The 20,102-nt window shown below is 57.6% G+C and carries 26 protein-coding genes and 1 tRNA gene; 26 read left to right on the top strand and 1 reads right to left on the bottom strand.

Annotation, left to right across the window (positions count from 1 at the left end; translation table 11 throughout):
- Nucleotide 1 precedes the first annotated feature (1 nt).
- The 9 genes from E8Q41_RS00330 to E8Q41_RS00290 all read left to right on the top strand — a co-directional run bounded on the left by E8Q41_RS00330 (nt 2) and on the right by E8Q41_RS00290 (nt 6,745).
- Entirely contained in the window at nt 2-478 is a 477-nt protein-coding gene (locus E8Q41_RS00330; protein WP_246660028.1) for a DUF192 domain-containing protein, read from the top strand.
- A 110-nt stretch (nt 479-588) separates the two neighbouring features.
- A tRNA-Pro gene (locus tag E8Q41_RS00325) sits at nt 589-665 on the top strand.
- Nucleotides 666-761: 96 nt separating this feature from the next.
- Nucleotides 762-2,342 carry a tyrosine-type recombinase/integrase gene (locus E8Q41_RS00320; protein ID WP_137153503.1) on the top strand — a complete coding sequence of 527 codons (1,581 nt, stop codon included), beginning with the start codon at nt 762-764 and terminating at the stop codon, nt 2,340-2,342.
- Nucleotides 2,343-2,439: 97 nt separating this feature from the next.
- Complete coding sequence (locus E8Q41_RS00315; RefSeq protein ID WP_137153690.1) at nt 2,440-3,660, top strand: phage portal protein; 1,221 nt, start codon at nt 2,440-2,442, stop codon at nt 3,658-3,660.
- Nucleotides 3,657-3,947, top strand: coding sequence for a hypothetical protein (locus E8Q41_RS00310; RefSeq protein ID WP_137153502.1), 291 nt, complete (start codon nt 3,657-3,659; stop codon nt 3,945-3,947). Before E8Q41_RS00315 ends, E8Q41_RS00310 begins: the two co-directional genes overlap by 4 nt.
- Nucleotides 3,944-4,282 (top strand): gene transfer agent family protein, encoded by a 339-nt coding sequence (locus E8Q41_RS00305; protein ID WP_137153501.1) that lies wholly within the window; start codon nt 3,944-3,946, stop codon nt 4,280-4,282. The genes E8Q41_RS00310 and E8Q41_RS00305 overlap by 4 nt, the downstream gene beginning before the upstream one ends.
- On the top strand, nt 4,279-5,814 hold the full coding sequence (locus E8Q41_RS00300) for a phage major capsid protein (RefSeq protein WP_137153500.1): 1,536 nt from the start codon (nt 4,279-4,281) through the stop codon (nt 5,812-5,814). The genes E8Q41_RS00305 and E8Q41_RS00300 overlap by 4 nt, the downstream gene beginning before the upstream one ends.
- A 203-nt stretch (nt 5,815-6,017) precedes the next feature.
- Nucleotides 6,018-6,395, top strand: coding sequence for a phage tail assembly chaperone (locus E8Q41_RS25425; RefSeq protein WP_170976306.1), 378 nt, complete (start codon nt 6,018-6,020; stop codon nt 6,393-6,395).
- Nucleotides 6,395-6,745 (top strand): HNH endonuclease signature motif containing protein, encoded by a 351-nt coding sequence (locus E8Q41_RS00290; RefSeq protein ID WP_137153498.1) that lies wholly within the window; start codon nt 6,395-6,397, stop codon nt 6,743-6,745. Before E8Q41_RS25425 ends, E8Q41_RS00290 begins: the two co-directional genes overlap by 1 nt.
- 13 nt (nt 6,746-6,758) lie before the next feature.
- Here the strand turns inward: E8Q41_RS00290 and E8Q41_RS25420 are convergent, their stop codons facing one another.
- Nucleotides 6,759-6,896 (bottom strand): hypothetical protein, encoded by a 138-nt coding sequence (locus E8Q41_RS25420; protein WP_170976305.1) that lies wholly within the window; start codon nt 6,894-6,896, stop codon nt 6,759-6,761.
- Between the two features lie 78 nt (nt 6,897-6,974).
- Here E8Q41_RS25420 and E8Q41_RS00285 point away from each other — a divergent pair, with 78 nt between their 5' ends.
- From E8Q41_RS00285 to E8Q41_RS00210, 17 genes are all read left to right on the top strand, one after another.
- The gene (locus tag E8Q41_RS00285) at nt 6,975-7,667 is read left to right on the top strand and encodes a hypothetical protein (RefSeq protein ID WP_137153497.1); all 693 of its coding nucleotides are present in this window, start codon (nt 6,975-6,977) and stop codon (nt 7,665-7,667) included.
- Nucleotides 7,664-8,005 carry a head-tail connector protein gene (locus E8Q41_RS00280; RefSeq protein WP_137153496.1) on the top strand — a complete coding sequence of 114 codons (342 nt, stop codon included), beginning with the start codon at nt 7,664-7,666 and terminating at the stop codon, nt 8,003-8,005. The genes E8Q41_RS00285 and E8Q41_RS00280 overlap by 4 nt, the downstream gene beginning before the upstream one ends.
- Nucleotides 7,992-8,423, top strand: a complete 432-nt coding sequence (locus tag E8Q41_RS00275) for an HK97-gp10 family putative phage morphogenesis protein (RefSeq protein WP_137153495.1) — start codon at nt 7,992-7,994, stop codon at nt 8,421-8,423. The genes E8Q41_RS00280 and E8Q41_RS00275 overlap by 14 nt, the downstream gene beginning before the upstream one ends.
- Nucleotides 8,416-8,835, top strand: coding sequence for a DUF3168 domain-containing protein (locus tag E8Q41_RS00270; protein WP_137153494.1), 420 nt, complete (start codon nt 8,416-8,418; stop codon nt 8,833-8,835). Before E8Q41_RS00275 ends, E8Q41_RS00270 begins: the two co-directional genes overlap by 8 nt.
- Nucleotides 8,836-9,150 (top strand): head-tail adaptor protein, encoded by a 315-nt coding sequence (locus tag E8Q41_RS00265; RefSeq protein WP_137153493.1) that lies wholly within the window; start codon nt 8,836-8,838, stop codon nt 9,148-9,150. It begins immediately after the preceding gene.
- The gene (locus E8Q41_RS00260; RefSeq protein ID WP_137153492.1) at nt 9,147-9,539 is read left to right on the top strand and encodes a phage terminase small subunit P27 family; all 393 of its coding nucleotides are present in this window, start codon (nt 9,147-9,149) and stop codon (nt 9,537-9,539) included. The genes E8Q41_RS00265 and E8Q41_RS00260 overlap by 4 nt, the downstream gene beginning before the upstream one ends.
- Nucleotides 9,536-11,152 (top strand): terminase TerL endonuclease subunit, encoded by a 1,617-nt coding sequence (locus E8Q41_RS00255; protein ID WP_205910346.1) that lies wholly within the window; start codon nt 9,536-9,538, stop codon nt 11,150-11,152. Before E8Q41_RS00260 ends, E8Q41_RS00255 begins: the two co-directional genes overlap by 4 nt.
- Before the next feature lie 9 nt (nt 11,153-11,161).
- Nucleotides 11,162-13,867: a hypothetical protein gene (locus E8Q41_RS00250; RefSeq protein WP_137153491.1), complete on the top strand. Its 2,706-nt coding sequence runs from the start codon at nt 11,162-11,164 to the stop codon at nt 13,865-13,867.
- 1,275 nt (nt 13,868-15,142) lie between these two features.
- Nucleotides 15,143-15,331, top strand: coding sequence for a hypothetical protein (locus E8Q41_RS00245; RefSeq protein WP_137153490.1), 189 nt, complete (start codon nt 15,143-15,145; stop codon nt 15,329-15,331).
- A 64-nt stretch (nt 15,332-15,395) separates the two neighbouring features.
- Nucleotides 15,396-15,908 (top strand): hypothetical protein, encoded by a 513-nt coding sequence (locus tag E8Q41_RS00240; RefSeq protein ID WP_137153489.1) that lies wholly within the window; start codon nt 15,396-15,398, stop codon nt 15,906-15,908.
- Nucleotides 15,909-16,025: 117 nt separating this feature from the next.
- Entirely contained in the window at nt 16,026-16,358 is a 333-nt protein-coding gene (locus E8Q41_RS00235) for a hypothetical protein (RefSeq protein WP_137153488.1), read from the top strand.
- A gap of 13 nt (nt 16,359-16,371) precedes the next feature.
- Nucleotides 16,372-16,614, top strand: coding sequence for a hypothetical protein (locus tag E8Q41_RS00230; protein WP_137153487.1), 243 nt, complete (start codon nt 16,372-16,374; stop codon nt 16,612-16,614).
- A 180-nt stretch (nt 16,615-16,794) separates the two neighbouring features.
- Nucleotides 16,795-17,664 (top strand): DUF4747 family protein, encoded by an 870-nt coding sequence (locus E8Q41_RS00225; protein ID WP_137153486.1) that lies wholly within the window; start codon nt 16,795-16,797, stop codon nt 17,662-17,664.
- Nucleotides 17,665-17,666: 2 nt separating this feature from the next.
- Nucleotides 17,667-18,221 carry a hypothetical protein gene (locus tag E8Q41_RS00220; protein WP_137153485.1) on the top strand — a complete coding sequence of 185 codons (555 nt, stop codon included), beginning with the start codon at nt 17,667-17,669 and terminating at the stop codon, nt 18,219-18,221.
- Nucleotides 18,222-18,592: 371 nt separating this feature from the next.
- The gene (locus E8Q41_RS00215) at nt 18,593-19,057 is read left to right on the top strand and encodes a DUF6538 domain-containing protein (protein WP_137153484.1); all 465 of its coding nucleotides are present in this window, start codon (nt 18,593-18,595) and stop codon (nt 19,055-19,057) included.
- A 246-nt stretch (nt 19,058-19,303) separates the two neighbouring features.
- Nucleotides 19,304-19,474, top strand: coding sequence for a hypothetical protein (locus E8Q41_RS25415; RefSeq protein ID WP_170976304.1), 171 nt, complete (start codon nt 19,304-19,306; stop codon nt 19,472-19,474).
- A gap of 12 nt (nt 19,475-19,486) precedes the next feature.
- The gene (locus tag E8Q41_RS00210; RefSeq protein ID WP_137153483.1) at nt 19,487-20,008 is read left to right on the top strand and encodes a hypothetical protein; all 522 of its coding nucleotides are present in this window, start codon (nt 19,487-19,489) and stop codon (nt 20,006-20,008) included.
- Nucleotides 20,009-20,102: the final 94 nt, after the last annotated feature.

Below are 20,102 nucleotides of genomic sequence, written 5' to 3'. Positions count from 1 at the left end.
CGTGATCCTCCGCAGAACTCTCCTGAAAAGCGCCGTCCTGGCGCTTTTTTTGTGTCCCCTCGCCGCACTGGCGACCGAACTGCCGAATCGCGAGACGCTGACGATCGCCAGGGCTTCGGGCGGCTCCGCGACCTTCACGGTCGAAGTGGCCGCCACCGAGGAGGAACGCCGCATCGGCCTGATGGACCGCAAGAGCATGGCGCAGGATCGCGGCATGCTGTTCGATTTCGGCGAAACGCGCCCCGTCTATATGTGGATGCGCAACACCTATATCCCGCTCGACATGCTGTTCATCGACGGGTCGGGCCTGATCCGCCATATCCGCGCCGAGACGACGCCGCTCTCCGACGACATCATCGATTCGCATGCGCCGGTGAGATTCGTGCTCGAAATCAACGGCGGGCTGGCGGCCAAGCTCGGGATAGCCGTGGGCGACACGGTGGCGAGCCCTGCAATCGCCAAAGCCGCCGCGCCCTGACCGCCGCAAACAAGGGCTTCGCCGCAGCCCTTGTTCATCCACGCGGATTTCCGACATTTTGCTGTTGCGGCGACCCCGCCAAGCGTGTAATCGGAGCGCGTTCAGACGATCGGAGTGTAGCGCAGCCTGGTAGCGCATCTGGTTTGGGACCAGAGGGTCGGGAGTTCGAATCTCTCCACTCCGACCATTTGAACAGCCTGAGGATCTCGGGAAGCCTTGCAAATCTCGACGTTTCGCTTCAAAACCTGCTACAAAGATTGCCACAAAACAGGCGTTGCAGGACATGAAACCGGATCGACAGAAGTTAGGCAGGCACATCGATTTCAATCGAGGCCAATACCGCGCACGAATCATCGTCCCGGTAGAACTTCGCCCCTTCGTCTTGAAAAAGGATGGAACGCCGCCCTGCAGCGCGCTCGAAGAATATCTCGGCGCTGATCCGCGTGAAGCCTTGAAGCGGTCCCGGCCCATCCTCGCCGATTTTGATCGCCAGCTATCGCTTGCCCGCAAACACTATGAAGCATCACGGCCGACCGTATCGAGCGCAGCCAAAGCGACTTTTGCGACCGAACTGGAATTCGATCTCATGGAGCGCGCCATTGGGCCGCGCCAGACGCTCCGCAATCAAGATCGCATCTACAGCGACAAGCTCCGGCTAGTCGCGGCCGGCATCGTCACAGACGAAGAGGCCGAAGCCCTCATCGGCTATGCAGCCGAAGACCTCATCGCGCGCGGCTTGGCGGACGCCTCGACGCCGACGAAGCGCGCCGAACTTCTCAAGGTGCTGGCGAACGTCCGCCTCGACGCCTTGGCCGTCTCACAGAGCCGCGACAAGGGCGAAGTCTATCCGCCCGACGCCAGAACCCCGGAGCTACTTCAGCCCGCCCCGGAGCCGTTGCCGCCGATCGTCGCGCCATCATCTACGAAGCGCCCGGCCCTGACCTTCGAAGGCGTGATCAAGGAACAGGAACGCATCACCGCGCTCGGCTTACGCAGCCGCGAAAAGGCACCGGCAACCCTGACCAAATACCGCAAGGCCATCGAAGAGTTTGAGATACACAGGGGCAGCAAGGAAGTTGCGACAGTGACGCTCGCACAGGGCGAGGCATGGCGCGACGACATGCTCACGGCCGGCAAGCTATCCCGTAAGACCATCCACGACAAAATCACCGCTATCCGCACAGTGCTTTCATGGGCGCACAAACAGCACAAGGGCGAGCTATTCCCGGCCGGCCTTCCGCTGCAATTCCTCGACTTGCCCGTCGTCGAGAGACAGGACAGCGCCGACCGGACATACAGCCTCAAGGAAGCGCGGCACCTACTCGAATTCGCGCGAACCGCGACCCGGTCAAGCTTCCGCTGGATACCGTGGATTATCGCGCACACTGGCGCGCGCGTGAACGAGATCACGCCGCTTGAGAAGGCCGATATCATCGAAGTTGAGGGCCATTGGTTCATTCACATTCGCGTCGGCGACGGTCGCACCACGAAGACGCACAAGGCGCGCAAGGTTCCGGTTCATAACGGCCTGATCAAGGAAGGCTTTATCGAGTGGGTGAAGGCTCAACCCGCCGGCCGGCTCTTCCCCGGCGGCAAGAATGAAGATCAGCGCATCCGCGAATGGATTCATGAGAAGGTCTTCCCGAACCGCGATGACATGCCACCGCCGAACCATGGCTTTCGACACCTGTTCGAAGACGCCCTCTTCTCCGGCGTAAGTCACAAGGCGGCGCTCTACATCACCGGCCGCTCTTCAGGATCTTCGGCCGACGACTACGGCGGCAGCGACTTGAAGCTCTTGGGCCTTGCCGAAGAAATGGACAAGGTGCGCGACATCATCACCGCGAACGCCGCACCTGAATAAATTCCTCTCAATATAGGAATTATTTCATTTTCGGTCTTGACCGCCTCGAATCACCCATGGGACAATATTGCCAATTTGTTAAACAGGCTTGGCAAATATGGCGTCTTCATTCCTCAATATCGGAAACCTCTTCGGCCGAAACGCCGAAGTGAAAAAGGCCGTCACCCTGACGGACCCCGAAGCATTCGATATTTTCAACGTCATTCCGACCGTCTCTAATGTTCGCGTCACCGTCGCGAGCGCCATGAAAGTTCCGGCCGTTGCTCACGCCGTCAAATTGATCTCTGGAAAGATCGGCGATCTTCCTGCCAAACTCTACAAGACCGGCACGAAAGAGACCGAACGCCAGCACCCGGCCTTCAAGCTCATTCACGGCGAGGCGAACGGCTGGACAAGCGCCGCTCAGCTTCGCGTCGATCTCACAATCGACGCCCTGCTTCATGGCAACGGTTACGCCGTGGTCAACCGCGCCAGCGACGACCGGCCGCTCGAACTGCTTCGCGTCGACCCGGCCAAGGTCCAATTTAAACAGGAAGACGACGGAACGCCTTTCTACATCGTCTCGGAAGAGCGCGGCCAAGTCCGTTTCGAGTATCCCGACATTCTGCATATTCAGCCGATCGGCGGCGTGTCGCCGATCAAGCTTCGCCGTGAAGCGATCGCCCTGGCTATCTCAGCCGAGAAGCACCTCGCCACTTATTACGCCAACGGCGGCCGGCCGTCCGTCGTGGTCATGACCGACAAGTTCATGACACCGGAAGGCAAGCGCAACTTCATGAGCGCATGGCACGAACAGCACTCCGGCGATAACGCGAACGGCGTCGCCATCCTCGACGAGAAGATGACGGCGCAACAGTTGGCGAACACCTTCGCCGATGCGCAGTTCGCCGAGAACCGCCTTGAGCAGATCCGCGAAGTTGCCCGCGCCTTCGGTATCCCGCCAACCATGCTTTTTGAACTCACGCGCGGGACATGGTCGAATACCGAAGAAATGGCGCGCCAGTTCTACACCATGACCCTTGAGCCGTGGCTTACGGCATGGGCTTGGGCCTATGCGCGTTGCCTTCTCACGCCCGAAGAGCGCGAACGCCTCTATATCGAATTCATCCCCGACGACCTTCTCACCGCCGACTTCGCCACGAAGGCCACGGCGCTCGGACAGTATCGCAGCATGGGCGCGCCCACCGGCAACGAAGTCCGCAGCATGTTGAACATGCCGGCGCACCCCGAAGGCGACAGCCTCGCCAATCCGCACATTACCACGACGCCGGCCGCGCCCTCGCCGGCCAATCCCGAACAAAAGGACGAGTCCCAATGAATGACAATCTTCCGGCCGGCCTAATCGTCGATCTCAACAGTTGGATCGACAAGTTCGAACGCGAACTCGATGAGAAGTTCAAGCCTGCCCTTGCCAAGGCAATTCACGAAGTTGTTGGCGAGTTTCTCGGCGACGACATGGCTGGATGCGTCCAAATTCGCGCCCGCGAGGGAGCCGACATGGAAGCCGGCTTCCATGGCAAGGCGGTTTGGACGAACGCCGAAATGCTTGCGTCAAAAGTGAAGAGCTACGCGGCCGGCGGCATCGTTGGAAAGCGCCCCGAATGAAGCACACCGCCTTTTTCGGTGACGCGACCTATACCTTCGCACTCACCGACACCACGACCACCGAACTTGAGCGACTGACCGGCGTCGGCGTCGGCGCGCTCTATCTCCGCATGGTCAATTCGTTGTTCTACGTTTCCGACATGACGCAGATCATCCGGCTCGGATTGATCGGCGGCTGCGTTTCGCCTGAGAAGGCGCACACTCTTGTCGAGACCTATGTGAATGATCGCCCCTTCGCCGAGATCGTCCCGCTTGCGCTCGATATCCTCGATGCGCGCTGGAACGGCTCGCCGGCCGCACCTGTCCAACCGTTGGACAATGAGGCAGCAGCATGAGCGACACCGAAAACCTCGAAATCAAAGCCGAGATCTCTATCGACGACGCCGGCACCGTGACCGGCCTTGCTTGGCCGTTCGGCGCGCCTGACAGCGTCGGCGACGTGATCGAAAAGGGAGCCTTCGGCTATGCCAACACCATGCCCATGCTCATGGAACATGAGCAAGGCAAAGGAGCAATCGGCGTTTGGGAATCCTTCGCCGAGACCGACAAGGGGCTTGAAGTCAAAGGCCGCTTGTTTCTGGAAGGCGTCAAACCCGCCCGTGATGCACACCGCGCCTTGAAGCTCGGCACCATCACAGGCTTGTCGATCGGCTTCCGACACAACGGCTTCGAAGAGCGTCCCGAAGGTGGCCGCGTCTTCAAGTCAATCACCGTCAACGAAATCAGCCTGTGCCGCCGTCCGGTTCATCCCGGCGCGCGCGTCACCGTCGTTAAATCTGTAATTGAGGAACTCAAAATGCACACCGAAGAAATGAAGAACGAACCGGAAACCAAAAGCGATCCGGTTGTTAGCGCCGAAGAATTTAAGGCCGTGAAGGCGCGCCTCGACGCCGTCGAAGCCAAGTCGAACCGCCTTCGCGGCGCGAACAACAATCAGCCGGCCGGCGAAAACGAAAACGGCGAAGAGAAGAAAGCCTTCTTCGACTTCCTCCGCACCGGCCGCAGGGAAGAAAAGGCCCTGACCACCTCGACGGGCGGCGTTCTGATTCCCGATGAATTCCGCGCCACCATTATCCAGAGGCTCATGCAGTTCTCGCCGGTTCGCAGCGTGGCGAACGTCACCCGCATGAACGGCTCGCTTCTGGAATGGCCGCGTCTCGTCAACGACGTGACCGTCGGTGAAGTCACCGAAACCAGCGCGCGCCCGGAAAGCGAGCCGACCTTCGACAGCATCGACCTGAAGCCGTTCGAAATGTCGGTGATCGTTCCTGTCTCGCGCACCATGCTCGAAGACAGCGTCGTGAACCTCGAAGGCTTCCTTCGCGACTACCTCGCCAAGCGCTACGGCCAGAAGGAAGGCGCTTGGTTCATCAACGGCAACGGCACCACGCAGGCCGAAGGCATTCTCACGTCCGCCGACGTTGCGGCCGGCGTCACCACGGCGAGCACGACCGCAATCACCGCCGATGAACTGATTGATCTCTTCTACAGCCTCTCGACGCCCTACGCCTCTTCCGGCGTCTGGATGATGAACCTCGCCACGATGGCGCGCATTCGCAAGCTGAAGGACGCAGACGGCTCTTACCTGTGGCAGCAGTCGCTCGCCGCAGGCCAGCCGCCGACCCTTCTCGGCCGTCCTATCATCGAGGCCAAGGACATGCCGAACGTCGCGGCCGGCGCAACGCCGATCCTCTTCGGTGACTTTGCATCGGGCTACACCATCGCCGATCGCGTCGATTTCGAATTCGACACCGATTACAAGGTTGGCTACGGCAACGGCCTTGTGAAGATCCTCACCCGTCGCCGCGTCGGTGGCCGCGTTGTTCTGGGTGAAGCCCTTACCAAGCTGAAGATGAAGGCCGCCTAATGTCTTCCCGGCTCGCATTCAATCCGATTCAGATTTCGGCCGGCAACATTGCCGTCCGTCTGCGTCCGTCTTTGCGGGCCGGTTTGCTCGTCGCGCAGCAATATGACCTCGACGACCTCCGGCAAAAACTCGATGAATGTCACTTCGGCGCAATCTCGTATCTCATCGCGATTGGATGCGACGACATCACCCGAACGTCTGAATTGATCGCGGCCAAGACCGAAATGAATGGCCTGTGCCTGATTCAGGATTTTACGCCGGCCATCGTCGAATTCGTGAAGCATTCACTCGGCTGGACAGACGACGCGCCCGAACAGGCCGCGCCGTCATCCAAACCTTTCGTGCTCACAGATCACCTCACCGAACTCTTTGAGTTTGCGACCGGCGTCCTGCACTGGTCGCCGGCCGATACCTGGGCCGCAACGCCCGCCGAGATCGAACACGCTCGCAAGGGCCATTTCGACATGCTCCGGCTCATCCACGGCAATGCGGAAGACGACGACCCTCGCAACCTGCCGACCGAAGCCGAGATCGATCAAGGCCTTGCCACGCTCCGCGCCCTGTCCGGGGAGGCCAGCTAATGCGCCCGCCTCGCCTCTGCCAGTGCGGCAACATCGTCCCGGCCAGCATCCGTTGCACCTGTCAGCAAAAGCAGGACCGCGAACGCAAAGCTCGCCATGACGCTCGCCGTCCTTCAGCCCGTCAACGCGGCTACACGAGCGAATGGGATAAAGCCCGGTGTGAATACCTCGCCGCGCATCCCCATTGCCGCCTGTGCGCAGCTATGGGCCGAACCACGCCGGCTAACGTCGTCGATCATATCAAGCCGCATCGCGGCGACATGCGCCTGTTCTGGACAAGAGCCAACTGGCAGCCCCTTTGCACGCCCTGTCACAGCAGCGCCAAGCAGAAGCAGGAGCGCGACGCATGATCAGGCGCAACTCTCACAATCCACCACCGAACCACACGCCATACATCGTCGCGAACCCGAACCAGAAAGTGATCAGAAGCCAGGCTGCGAGCAGAAATGTGAAGACGATCAGCACGGCCGCAGAGAGCCGCTTCCAGATTTCTGTTTTCAACGTCGACTCCACTTTCCGCACGCGAACGAAGGCTGACGGTTGCACATTGGAAGATCGCAATCAAGCGAGGTCCATCCAGTGACACCCGCCCAACGTGCTCGCCAAATCGATGCAGAAGAATTCCAACGTGACAGCAGGCAAGCCCTCGCGCGCGCCCTCGCCTATTCCAGACATAAGCAGGAAGAGCGCCGTCGCCAGTTCCTCACCGTCATCTATGGCGAGCAAGGCCAAACCATGCCGTTGTGGTCGACGCAGCCAAAAGACAATGAAGGGCTTCCCGTCGCGCCTGTGCAGCAGTCGAAGCCCAAGACGAAAGCGCCGGATGACCATCATGGCCGTGTCGCCAAAATCCATACCGTCAACGGTCGATCCCTCACGGCGCGGCAATGGGCGAACCTTCTCGGCGTCAGCATCTCAACCCTGTTTGCACGCGCAAAGAAACTTGGCAGCCTTGAAGCCGCGATCGGTCAAGGCGGCAAGCAGCGGAGCAAGTCCGACAAGCGCATCACCTTCGACGGCTTGAGCTTCACCCGCAAGGAATGGGCTCACCATCTCGGCATCAGCTACGACGCCCTTTGCGCTCGCATCTCCAAGCATGGCCAGCATGAAGCAATCGCCATGGGTGGACCCGGCGGAAACGGACCACAACGGGCCAATGACAGCACCCCGGGGGTGGTTGAGGACTTTTCAGAGCGCTTAGGGACCGGCGGCGGGAGTCACGCGCAAGAGACGCCCAAAATAAGTTTTTCAGGAAAGACGACCCAAGAATGACCAACATCATCAGCCTTGCGCTCTTCAAAGCGCACATTGGCAGCGACGAATTGATCGATCCCGGCGCGCTCGGCGGACTTGCGGCCGGCACCGACGAGTTGCTTCAGCACTATCTCGACGCAGCGGAGAGCCGCGCCGTCGCCATGCTCGGCAAGCCGCTTTCGGACTTCACGCCGGTTCCGATCGACATCAAACAGGCCATCTTGCAGCTTGCCGCGCACTTCTACGCCAACCGCGAAACCGTGCTTGTCGGCACCAGCGGCAACGAAATCCCCTATGGCGTCGCCGATTTGCTGCGTCCGTATCGTGTTCAGGTGACGGGTTATGTCCGAACCTAAGTCACTCACCGAACAATCCCGCGACCTTGAAAAGCGCTTGAACGCTATCCCGACCGCGATCTTGGAAGCACTTCGGCCGGCGCTCATGCGCAGCGGCGAGGAAGTCGCGCGGAACATGCGCGCGTTGGTCCCCGAAGACACCGGCAACCTCAAGGAGTCGATCACCGTCACCGGCCCCGGCGAGACGACGCCGCCCTATGCGGCCAACGGCGGCAAGCGCACGGCCGGCCCTAATCAGGTGCTCGTCACCGTCGGCGACACCCACGCCCGGTATGGTCACATGCTGGAATTCGGAACCGTGAAGATGGAAGCGCAGCCGTTCGTTCGTCCTAGCTGGCGCTTGGCGCGAACCCGCATCGATCGCCGCCTCAAGGCCGCGATCACGTCCGCAATTAAGAAGGCGGCGAAGAATGCTTGAGCCGACCCTTGCACTTCAAAAAGCGATTGGCGACACGCTCATCAATACGCCAGCCGTGACAGCGCTTGTCACGCCCGATCATATCCGCGCCGGCAGCACTCGCCCGGAGAACCTTCCGGAGATCATCATGAGCGGCGGTCAAACCATCTTTCTCGGCAACGCTTCCGGCTCGCAACTTGTCGCGCGCGTCTATCTCGACTTGCATGTTTGGGCCATCGAAGACGGCGCTGAAACGGCCAAACATATCGGTTTTGCTGTTTGCAACGCCCTGAAGATCGCCCCGAAGACACAGGGCTTTTCCATCGATGAATTCCAGCTTCCGGCTATCCGATGGATGCGCGACCCAGACCCGGCGCTCAACTACGTGCATGGCGTTATCACGGCTGAAGCCGTGGTGCGGTGGAAGGTGTAAATGCAAGCTGGCAAACTCTCCCGCGTCATCTTCATTGAACGCCTTGTTGAGGTGAAGAACGAATTTCACTCTATCGTTTCCACCTGGGCGACAGTCGGCACCGTTCGCGCCGAAGTCGCGCGCCAGTTGATCGACGAAGCGACGACCGGCTTCGGCGAGGCCGGGACCGATCGTGTCACCTTCCGCACGAAATACTTCACCGGCCTGACTACGGCCGACCGCATCCGTTTCTTGGGCCGTGCTTTCAATGTGAAGAGCATCCTTGACCTTGGCGTTCGCGACGGTCTCGAAATCACAGGCGAGGCCAGCGAATGACACGCGGCCTGAAACCAGCTTCGATCGCGCCGGGAAGTTCGCCCGTCGTCACCGTCCCGCCGCCGCCCGCATACCTCGCCAAGGACGCGAAAGCGGAATGGCGTCGTGTTGCGCCGATCCTCATTCTTGAGCGCAAGGTTCTCACCGTCGCCGACATGGCGACACTGGAAAATCACTGCATTTCCACCGGCACAATGCGCGAGCTTCATCGCCAGCTTCAGGACGAAGGTCACGTTCTGCCATCCGGCAAGCGGCACCCCGCAAGCACTGCCCTCATTCAAGCGCAGCAGATGCAGCTTCGCGCGGCCGGCGAACTCGGCTTGACCCCTTCGGCACGCTCACGTGCCGCCCTTGGCGAAGCCGCTGCCGACGATGAGGATTTTCTGTGAGCGCGCTCATTACCTATCCGGCATGGCTGTTTGACGACTCGCCGATTGAGGACACCTTCGGCGATGGCGAACGCGCCATTCAATGGCTGCGCAGAAACAAGCATCCGAAGAGCAATGCACCGGGCAAGCCTTTCCAGTTGGCCGAATGGCAAGAGCGTATCATTCGCGCCATCTTCGGGCCGCGCAACCCGGACGGCACCCGGATCATTAAGAAGGTGGTCATGCAAATGGGCCGCGGCTCACGCAAGACGGCACTCGCCGCGGCGATTGTTCTGCTTTGCACCTTCGGACCCGAACGCATTCCCGGCGGCCTTATCCAGTCCGCAGCCTTCGCCCGGAAGCAGGCACGCGAACTGTTCGAGGAAGTGTCGCTTATCGTCTCACAGGACGCGCGATATAAGCGCAAGGCTCAAATCAGGGATTACAAATCCCAGATCGTGAACAAGGATATCCGCGCCCGCTATGAGGCGATTTCATCCGAAGGTTTGGGGCATCATGGCTCTACGCCCAACGTGGTCATTGCCGACGAACTTCACGCTTGGAAGACCGAGAAACATCGCGAGCTTTGGCGCGTTCTGTCTTCAGCAGCCGACAAGACCAACAACAGCTTGACCGTCGTGCTGACAACGGCAGGCAGCGGTCAAGAGACGCTTGCCTATAAGGAAGTGTTTGCCGCCAAGCGTATTCAAACCGGCGAACTCACGGACCCGCACACCCTGCCCATCATCTTCGAAGCGTCCGCCGATGCGGATTGGCGTGATGAAGATCTGTGGCACAAACTGCTTCCCGGCCTCGCCGATGGCTATCCGTCGCTTCAGGCGCTTCGCGAGCGCAAGATCAAGGCCGAATATTCGATCATCGAGCGCGAAATTCTGCAGCAGCTTTATCTCGGCGTCTGGCAAAATCAATCTGCGTCACCGTTCGTTGATATGGTCATTTATGACCGTTGCGGCTCGCTTCCGATCGACTATGAGGCGCTCAAGGGCCGCCCCTGCTTCCTCGGCGTCGATCTCTCCCAAGTGTCCGACCTGACCGCGATCGTCGCCGCATGGCCGACCGACGACGGCGGCTATATCATCCGGCCATGGTTTTTTTGCCCTCAAGACGTGATCGAACAGAAGTCGCGGCTCGAAGGCGTGAACTATGTCGAGTGGGCAAAGCGGGGCTTGATTACACCGACGCCCGGCGCTGCGATCGATTACGACTTCGTCGAAGCCGAGATCAGGCGGATTTGCGCGGACCATGACGTTCGGCAAATCGCGTTCGACCCATGGCGCGCACAGAAGACGCAGCAGAACCTCTTGGAAGACGACCTTCCCGTTGTCGACTTCCGACAGGGCTTCATTTCCATGTCACCGGCCTGTGACGTTGTCGAGAAGGCTATTCTCGACGGCAAATTCTACCATGCCGGCAATCCGGTCTTGCGCTGGAACTTCGACAACGTCGCCGTCGTCAAAGACGCATCCGGCAATCGCAAGTTCGACAAGTCCAAAGCCCGCGACAAGATCGACGGAGCCGTCGCCGCGCTCATGGCCGTCCGCTTCGCCTCGATCTACCAAGACAACCGATCCCGATACAATGACCCCGACAGCGAGGGTATTTTTACATTTTGAGGAATTCCAATGGCGAATGAAGCAGCACTTCCCGGCCTTGTGGTCGACATCGAAGCTCGCGTCGACAAGCTCGAAAAGGGCATTGCGAAAGCGAACGCAATCCACAAACGCGGCGCGACCGACATGGAAAACCGCGCCCGGCAATCGGCGCGGAAGATTGAAGACACCTATTCCCGGTCATTTGACCGCATCGGCAAGACCATCGAGAACGGTTTCGCCGCCTTCAGCCGTGGCAGCGCCATGGTTGCCGGCGTTGGCGCGGCGGCGCTCGCCTTCAAGGAGATCGCCAATTCCGTCGCCGAAGTCGATCGCGAGGCCCGTAAGGCTGGCGTCTCGACGAAGGTTTGGCAGCAATGGGCCTTTGTCGCCAAGGCGACCGGCGCAAGCGTTGACGGCGTCACCGACGCCTTGAAGGAACTGAACATTCGCGGCGATGAATTCGCCCGAACCGGCAAAGGCGGCGGCGCGGAATGGTTCACGCGCTTCGGCTATTCCGCCGAAGAGGTGGGCCGCAAGCTTCGCGAGCCGAACGCCTTCCTCGACGAGTTGATCGGCAAGATCAAACAGCTTGATCAGGCAGGCCAGACGCGCGCGCTCGACGAACTGTTCGGCGGAACCGGCGCGGAAGAGCTTGCGAAGACCCTCGGCTTGTCCGTCGAGCAAATCCAGAAGCTCCGCAGTGAGGCCGCAACCTTCAGCAAGGAACAGATCGAAGCCGCCAAGCGCATCGACGCCGAGTTTGAAACCATGTGGCGGAACTTCACCGTTCGGGCCAAGGCCGCAGCCATCGACGGCGCGAACGTCGCCGCCTCGATTGCACAGGCCATCCGCGACGCAGGCGCAAGCGTCGGCGCTGATAAATGGCTCGACGGCACCCGGCTTGCACCCGGCGCGCTCGACAATGCCCGCCGCGACTATGATCAGCGCCAAGAGCTTTCCGAACTCAATGACCTTCTCAAGCGCCGCGCCGAACTCATGGCAGAGCTTGACGGTATGTCGCCGGTTGCCCGCTCGCTCGGCTTTGACGAGAGCGTCAAGGCCAACCTTCGGGACGTGGACGCGCGCATTCGCGAAGTGCAACAGGCATTGCAGGACACTCGTCCGGCGCTCGACGGCGTCAAGGATTCCAGTGAACAGCTTTCGCCGGCCTTCGACCGCAACGCCACGGCGGCGAGCAACTTCAAAACCGCCCTGGCTGAACTGAAGGCCATGGTTCCCGGCCTGAAAGCCGACCTCGACGCGCTGGCACAGTCCGACGCCCTGAACACCGCATACATGAACGCCGCGCGAAACGCCCGCTCTATGGGCGAACTCATGCAGGCGACGGACCTCGCCAATCGCGCCCGATCGATCGCGACCTATGGTCAACACGACAATATCCTCGACTTGATCGGCGCGGCCGAAGGCACCGACAGGGGGCGCGGTTATAACGAGACGCTCGGCTACGGCGCTTATACAGGCGGCGCGGTCAACCTCACCGGCATGACGTTGGACGAGATCATGGCGCTTCAGGGCCGTATGCTCGCCAACCCCGCCAACACTTTCAATTCGTCCGCCGTGGGCCGATACCAGATCACGCGCCAGACGCTTCAGGACGCCATGCGCCAAATGGGCCTTGCCGGCGATCGGACCTTCGACGCCGCGACACAGGACGAAATCGCCCGGTGGATTCTCCGCAGCACAGGCGGCAACGTCGACGCGTTGCGTGGGCGCTGGGAAGGTCTTCAGCGCGTGGATGATTCCACCATCCGGAACGCCTACGCGGGAACACCGACCGGACAGCAGCAGCTTGACCCGTCGCCGGGACAGGAACGCCAGACCGAACTTTTGCAGCGCCAAGCCGACGCCCGGCGCAACCTGAATCAGGCAATCGACGAAGGCCTTAGCCGCGCCCGCTTCGAACAGTCTCTTTCCGGCATGTCGGAGAGTCAGAAGCGCGTCGAACTCGAATTGTATGATCGTCTTGCGCAGTTGAAGCGCGACGGCGTCACCTTGTCCGACGCCGAGATCGCCAAGCTTCGCCAGAAGATTGCGATGACCGACCAGTTGAACGGCAAGAACCGGGAGGTTGCGACATCGACCGAAGGCTTGAAGCAGGCACAGCAATATTTCGCGGAGAGCTTCACGTCGTCGCTTTCTGGCCTTCTCACCGGAACGCAGACATTGAACGGCGCGCTCCGCAACTTGCTGAACAACCTTGTCGACGCGGCGCTTCAGGCGTCTTTGCTCGGGAAAGGCCCCTTGGCCGGTCTCTTCGGTATGTCAAAGGGCGGCGGCATCTTCGGCGCGTTGTTCGGCTGGGCCAACGGCGGATATACCGGCGACGGCGGCAAGTATCAGCCGGCCGGCGTCGTGCATCGCGGCGAATACGTCATGAGCGCCCAAGCCGTCCGCCGCATCGGCGTCGGCAATCTTGAGGCGGCGCACCGCTCGGCGCTCAAGGGCTTCGCATCGGGCGGCTACGTCGGCAGCAATCCGCCGTATCAGATGGACAGGTTCGCCGGCCGCTCAAGTTCTTCCGGCAACGGCGGCGCGGCGCAGAACGTCACCATCAACGCGCCTGTCACCGTGAACGCCAACGGCGGAACACCCGAGCAAAACGCCGACCTCGCCAAGCGCGTCGGCAAAGAGATGGAAAACACCATGCGCGGCGTCGTGGTCGACGAGTTGAGAAAACAGATGCGCGTCGGCAATATGTTGAACAGGAGACGATAAAGCAAAACGCCCGCAAGGCGGGGCTTTCCTTGCAGGCGTTCTGATCAATACGACCGGACAAGCGAGGGGAATTCCTCGCTTTTGGTTGAACGACTATTCTACGATTATTCCGCACGGTCGACAATATAGAATCGAGATGACTTAGCGTTTAATGCGCATAAGCCATCATGATCACTAAATTAAATGAGTTGTTGCACCAGCAAAAGCACAGGTCTATAATCGACCTCACCGGAAAACAAAAAGGGCAGGCCTGTTTTTTGGAAGCCGGCCAGCCCTTTCGCCTTGAACGATGAAAGTAAGATACGTTTTTACTCTCAAACAGTCAAGGCATTTGCTTACATTTCTTGGTTGTCAGACCGGAAATGCGATACTGGCCTTGAACGATACGGCGCTAAAAAGGGACTCTAGACCGGCGCTATGAGCTTGCCAGAAGCGAACAGAACGACAGCGCTGCGAAGACTGTCAAAAGACGAACGCTCTGTGCAAGGTCACAACGTTCGGTCACATGGCTGTTGAGTGATATGCAGCATGTGGCGCGCACCGAGAGGTGTAACCGCTTAATCGAAAGATTGGATTCGGAACTAATGCGAGGGCAATGGAAGCCTCCTCGCTGGCCTGACAGCCTTTGTTCTTTACCTACCTGTTGAACGGTATCAACAGACAATCCCCCGCCTGATAGACTCACGAGACTGAAACACTGTCTCTTGTATGTGTTCTATCAGGCGGGGGAATAGACCTATTCCCGGTGATTGATGGACAGGCGACACAGACACACTTCCCGGCGAGCAACCAAAGACGACCGGACGGAACGAGCGAAGCGAGTGAAGGACGGCCAAGCCCGAAGGGCGCGGAGGCGAGCGAAGCGAGCGCATCGCACGTCGCTCAATCTATGTAGGCCTGAAGCTCTTGCCAAAGCCAACAAACGAAGCGCCAGATCAGCCCAATCGCGTTGACGATGCGTGCGGCACGTTCCGCCTGATTGAAGGCGCTCGTAAACCGACGACGCGGCTCTTCACGCACAGCTTGCGTATGTTTCTGATCAGGGCGGGATTGCTTTTGGATTCTGGGCATAGGAGTGCGCCTATTAGGACGGCACTCTTGCGCTCACGCCTCAACATATGTGGCGCTCTAACAATTTCGTCAAGCCGCATCCCAAGCTTCTAAGCGATCAGTCAATATTGACTGATCTAACCCATTGATATTTATATTAAAAAATCCTTGACGACCGAGAGCGAATGATTCAGATCTTGTGACGCAACCAACGAAGGGGCGAACATGACTGCAATCTACATGAATGACGAAGATCACTCCCGGTATGTCGATTCTATCCTCGACAGCTTCCTCGGCGGCATCCTGAAAGACCGCATCCGGGACGACGTTGTCTTGGCGCTCGGCGAGCACCTTGGCATTTGGCCGGAGAGCAGCCGGCCGGTGGACGCGGAAGAAATTTTGCAAGTGGCGTAACTTCTGGGCTTGCCAATCATAACCGTTACCTCTAAACGCAAGGTTACTAGCAAGGGTTATGGTTATGGCACTGACAAACGCAGAAAAGCAAAAGCGCTGGCGCGAACGCCAGAAGGCAATCAAGGCAGGGCTTTTGGAGATCGAGAAGAAGCCGCTCGACACGTCATTCCTGCAACACGGCTTCTTTGAATGGGTCGCCGAAGACGAAGACCGCTCCGGCGCGCTCGAATATGCGCTTGAGGTTATGTCTTCTCTGCCGCCTGAGACGCTCAAGCCCGGCAAGAATGGACAGGAAATGATCGCCATTGCATCGGCGATCACAAGCTGTCTCGAAGTGTCGCGCATCCTCGCGCAGTTGATCGCGCTCTTTAAGCAAGAAAAGATCATGGCCCGGCTTCAGGCCAGCCCTGAAGTCGGAAGTAGGGATGCAAAAGACATTGCAGAGATGACGCAGCTCATGACGCTCTATCAGGGCTACGGCAAGAAATCGCGCCACGAATATCAGACGTTCGTTCTTCCAGAAGAGGCCGCTGCGTTGATGGCGCTGGCCCAAAGCTTGGACGATGATCAGTCATAAAGAGGTTCTGCCGGATAGGGAGTCGATTGGAACCCGCACCCTTTCCGGCAGACGCATGAGCGAGGCAGGCGCTTACACCTGCCACACAAAGCCCATAGGGCAGAAAGTGATAGTAGCATGAACTCCACATCTTCAGCAACGATGACCGAACAAGAGCTTTTTGCCCGGTTCGTTGATGAGAAGTTTGTCAGGCGCGGCAAATCCGGCCGGATCAATCGGGCGTACTTCCCGTCGATGGCGCTCGCACCGACCTCAGAATATGAGGATCTGAACGAGTTTCTTGAGCAGGTCGCCAAAGAAGCGGCAGCGTCGGATGACCCTGCAAATCACCTGATTGAAATCGCCGGCGAGCTTAAGGGCTACGTTGACCTTCTGCGCATGGTCGCCTTCGATTTTCAGGTTTTCAAGGATCGGCTTGAAGAAAACGAAACGCAGGCAGGGGCCGCGTAACATGGCGATGAGCATGGATGCAGTTGCGAACCTCTCGCCTCGCGAGCAGGCAATTGAAGTCATCTTCAATGCGCTCAATGAAGCTCAGGACACCAAACAGGGCGAACTGCCAGATTTCTACGAACAAGCGACTTCGCTTGTCGAGGAACTCGAAAGGCGCGTCATCGGCTATGACACGGCCGGCCACTTCGTTTTCGGCAGCGAACTTGACGAGAAGCCGCGCGTCCGCGTGAAAGCGCTCAGCCGCGCCGCGTAGTCGATCAATCCGACCTAACAATGAAGCCCGCCGGTGAAGATCGGCGGGCCAATTGACAGAAACCCAGATAAAGAACATAAAGAGAACACTGCAAGATTCTACATGAACCGGTTGAATCGATCAAGGATTGCAACAAACGCTGGAGCTTACTAGGTTTGTTGAGTCTAAGGGGAGATTCCAATGGCAAGAAAAATCAAGGTATCGGCGGCGTCGCTAAATATTCGTCTTCATCCTCACAGCCCAGAGATTTATATGGATTGGATGGTTGACATTTATCGCAAGAAGTTAATTGGGCCGGTGCATGGGGACCGACATGCGATGATCTCCACTTTGGATGCATCGAAAGCGAACGACGGCATAATAAGAGGCGTGATAACAACTTTTATCAAGTTTGATTCCGATGGGGATTGGTTCAATTCCGAGAAACTTGAAGAGGCAACTAAAGATGATGTCTCAGAGATTAAAATACCAGATAACCTTCATTATAATCCTGCGCAGTTTTACTTCACCTTTTATGCACGCTATCATCGGTTATATTTTCAGACCTATTCCAACAAGAAAGTATTAACACCCCCATCTGCCCATAATTTCTTTAGCCACCTTTCAAGGGATTTGGATGTTATGGAGAAATTTGGCGAAGCTCAGATATCCATTGTTCAGGATCGTGCGACGTTGGACAAGATGTTCAAAATTGAACGCATAAAAGAAATATCAGTAACTATTCTAAAGCCTAACACTGATGTTTTCGACGATGATTTTGAGAAAAACATCGAGGCTCATCTCGCAAATACAAAAAGTAGAGAATTTACCGTTAAATATAAGGCAGATGCGAGGGGCTCTATAGAGCCAGACGATGATATAAAAAGGATAAGCAAAATCGCACTGGACAATGGGTCGGTAAAAGTAATTGGCCGTGACGATAAAGGAGCGGTGAATTTAAACAGCGAGAAATATCCGGAAGAGTTTCACGACAAGTTCGATCCTGATGTCCAATCAGAACGCAGCGCCTTCGACGCTCTATTGCCAGCGGTTCCTCGGGTAGCACGTTAGCTATGTTTGATCAATGGAAAGCCCTGTTTAAGCGACTTCGGCGTTACTTCCACTCTTACGGAGGATTTCGCGGCCTTATCGGCTCGCCGCTTTTTGGATTGGCGGTGATAATATCTGGCTTAAACTACTCGATGTGGCTAACGCCGCAATGGCCTTCTAGGGTCGAAGCAGCCATGCCAACGTTACTGGGCTTTAGCCTTGGCACATACGCCATACTTTTTAGCATCATAGGCAGCCGACTCAAAGGTGCGCTTCGAAAAGTTGAGGCGCGACCGGGTGTGACCTATCTCGAAGCAATCAATGCCACGTTTTTTCACTTCATATTTGTTCAGGTTCTTTCACTCATTTGGGCGATACTGTTTCAGGGCACTTGGCTGATTGACTTTGCTATCAGTCACAAAGCATCGGACCCTTGGGTTGTCCCGACCTATTTCTGGGCCTCTAGCATCGGATCATTCATCGGTTTTTTTCTTTTCGTCTATTCGATTTTATTGATCATTGCCTCCGCACTCGCGGTGTATCGTCTTGCTCTAATCAAAGATCCAAACGAAGACTAACTGGCACTCTGAATTGCTCCAAATAAAATCACCCACAACATGAAGTTGATTTCCTCAAATGACATAGAATCGTTTGCAGCACTTTTCAGCCCTCTTGATTCGGCAACGCGACAGAGCTATTGGAGCGGCAGGCTTTCAGAGTCGCCGATTGTGCTTCAAAACACACAATATAATTTGCTACAAAAACTGCGAATGAGGGCTCTATAAGTGATTGAAATACAAAGAATAGTCGGACGCGGTGCGATTTCGAATCTCTCCACTCCGACCATTTCTTTGTAACGTAAGTGCCTGAAACGCCTGAAAAACGTTGAAAAACAACGACCTTTGTTCGAAACCCTGTTACAATCGTTGTTACAAACGGGCTTCGATAAATGGCGAAAAAGGCATTGGCTGATATCCCCTATCTTCTGGATCGTGGTGGGCGCTATTTTGCCCGTGTGGTGATTCCCAAAAAGCTTCGGCCCTTCCTCGACAACAAATCAGAGCTACGCGAGCCGCTTGGGCCCGATCGCCGCGCCGCGAAGGAAGCCCTTAACGAGGCCGTGGGCCGGCTCAAGGCCACGTTGCGACAAGCCGCCCGCGCCGCCGAAGCGGCCGGCGCTGGCCCGGTGTCGATCCCGGCAAATGCGCAGACGCCGGAAAAGATCATGGTCGCGCACTACCGCCGCATGATCGCCCTCGACAACGAATTCAGAAACACCGATCACCGCTTCGCCCGGTTCGGCTATGCCGACGAGCAAGTCGTGGAAGCACTTCGGCAGGGCATGGCCGGCGCGGTCACCGATGGCGAGCTTATGGACGTGATCGGCGATCGGTTTTGGCGCTTATGCGGGTGATCGAGAACGCGTCGCCCGCGCCGGACGAAGCCGCCTAGGCCGCTCACCGCGACCTGATAACGAACCCCGCCGGTGAAGATCGGCGGGCTTTCAGGAACATCGGCGTCTCGGATTTTTGTTGCTAAATATTCCACTACGCATTATGTTTAGCTCTCAAAACGCAGAGAGCAAGAAGAGAAATAACGCTTGCCACCGAACAAATCCTTAACTGTTTGCGTTTACTCTGCATAGACGTTGGAGGCCAAGATGGTCGCACTTCTGAAAGATGACGGCGAGTTCACGCCGATGCCAGTTGTTTATGATACGGCTAAATTCGAGCAGTTGAAAGCCAAGATGGAAAAGCCTGCCACTTCGGTGCCGGCTTTGGCAAAGCTCATCCGTGAATCCCGTGCGCAGTTTGTGACGCGCTCAAAGTAAGTCGTCTGGCGGATGGAAGAAATTGTTATCGAGCCCCTCGACGATCATCCGCGAGGGGCTTTTTGCTGCGGCCTTGATAAAATTGATAACTTTTTCAAGAACAACGCCTCTAAAAGCCACAAAGCTTACTCGCAAAGGGTGTTTGTAGCGCGTCACGCAGACGACAAGACGCCACTCGGATTTTACGCGCTAACAACGATGACGTTCAGACCGGGCATGAACGAAGAGGCTGACAAGAAGTTCGGCCGCTTTGCTGCAATTCCTTCGATTTATCTAACCATGATTGCGCGCGACAAAAACGGCCCCAAGGGGCTAGGAGTGCAACTCATGTTAGACGCCTTCAAGCGAGCTCTAGACGTGCGTGAGCAAGTAGGCGTGTATGCCCTGACGCTTCATGCTTATAACGATACCGTTCGGGCGATCTACCAATCGATGGGGTTCGAAGTGTTTGCCGATCCGGCGCAAGACCAAAACAACTTCAAGGCGATGTTCATTCCGCTCTCATCGGTCGCTGCAACGTTCGCCGAAGTCTAAATCGCAGCATCCTCCAAAAAGCGGTAGCTAACGCTAGGTGAGCGGCTCGCATTGCTGTGCGAAATTTAGGGAATGACGACATATGTCGTGTGTG

Origin of the sequence: Rhizobium sp. FKL33 (assembly GCF_005222915.1) — a bacterium.
GTDB lineage: Bacteria > Pseudomonadota > Alphaproteobacteria > Rhizobiales > Rhizobiaceae > Rhizobium_E.
Note: the sequence above shows the minus strand (reverse complement) of the source record. Positions and strands in the feature narration are given on the sequence as shown.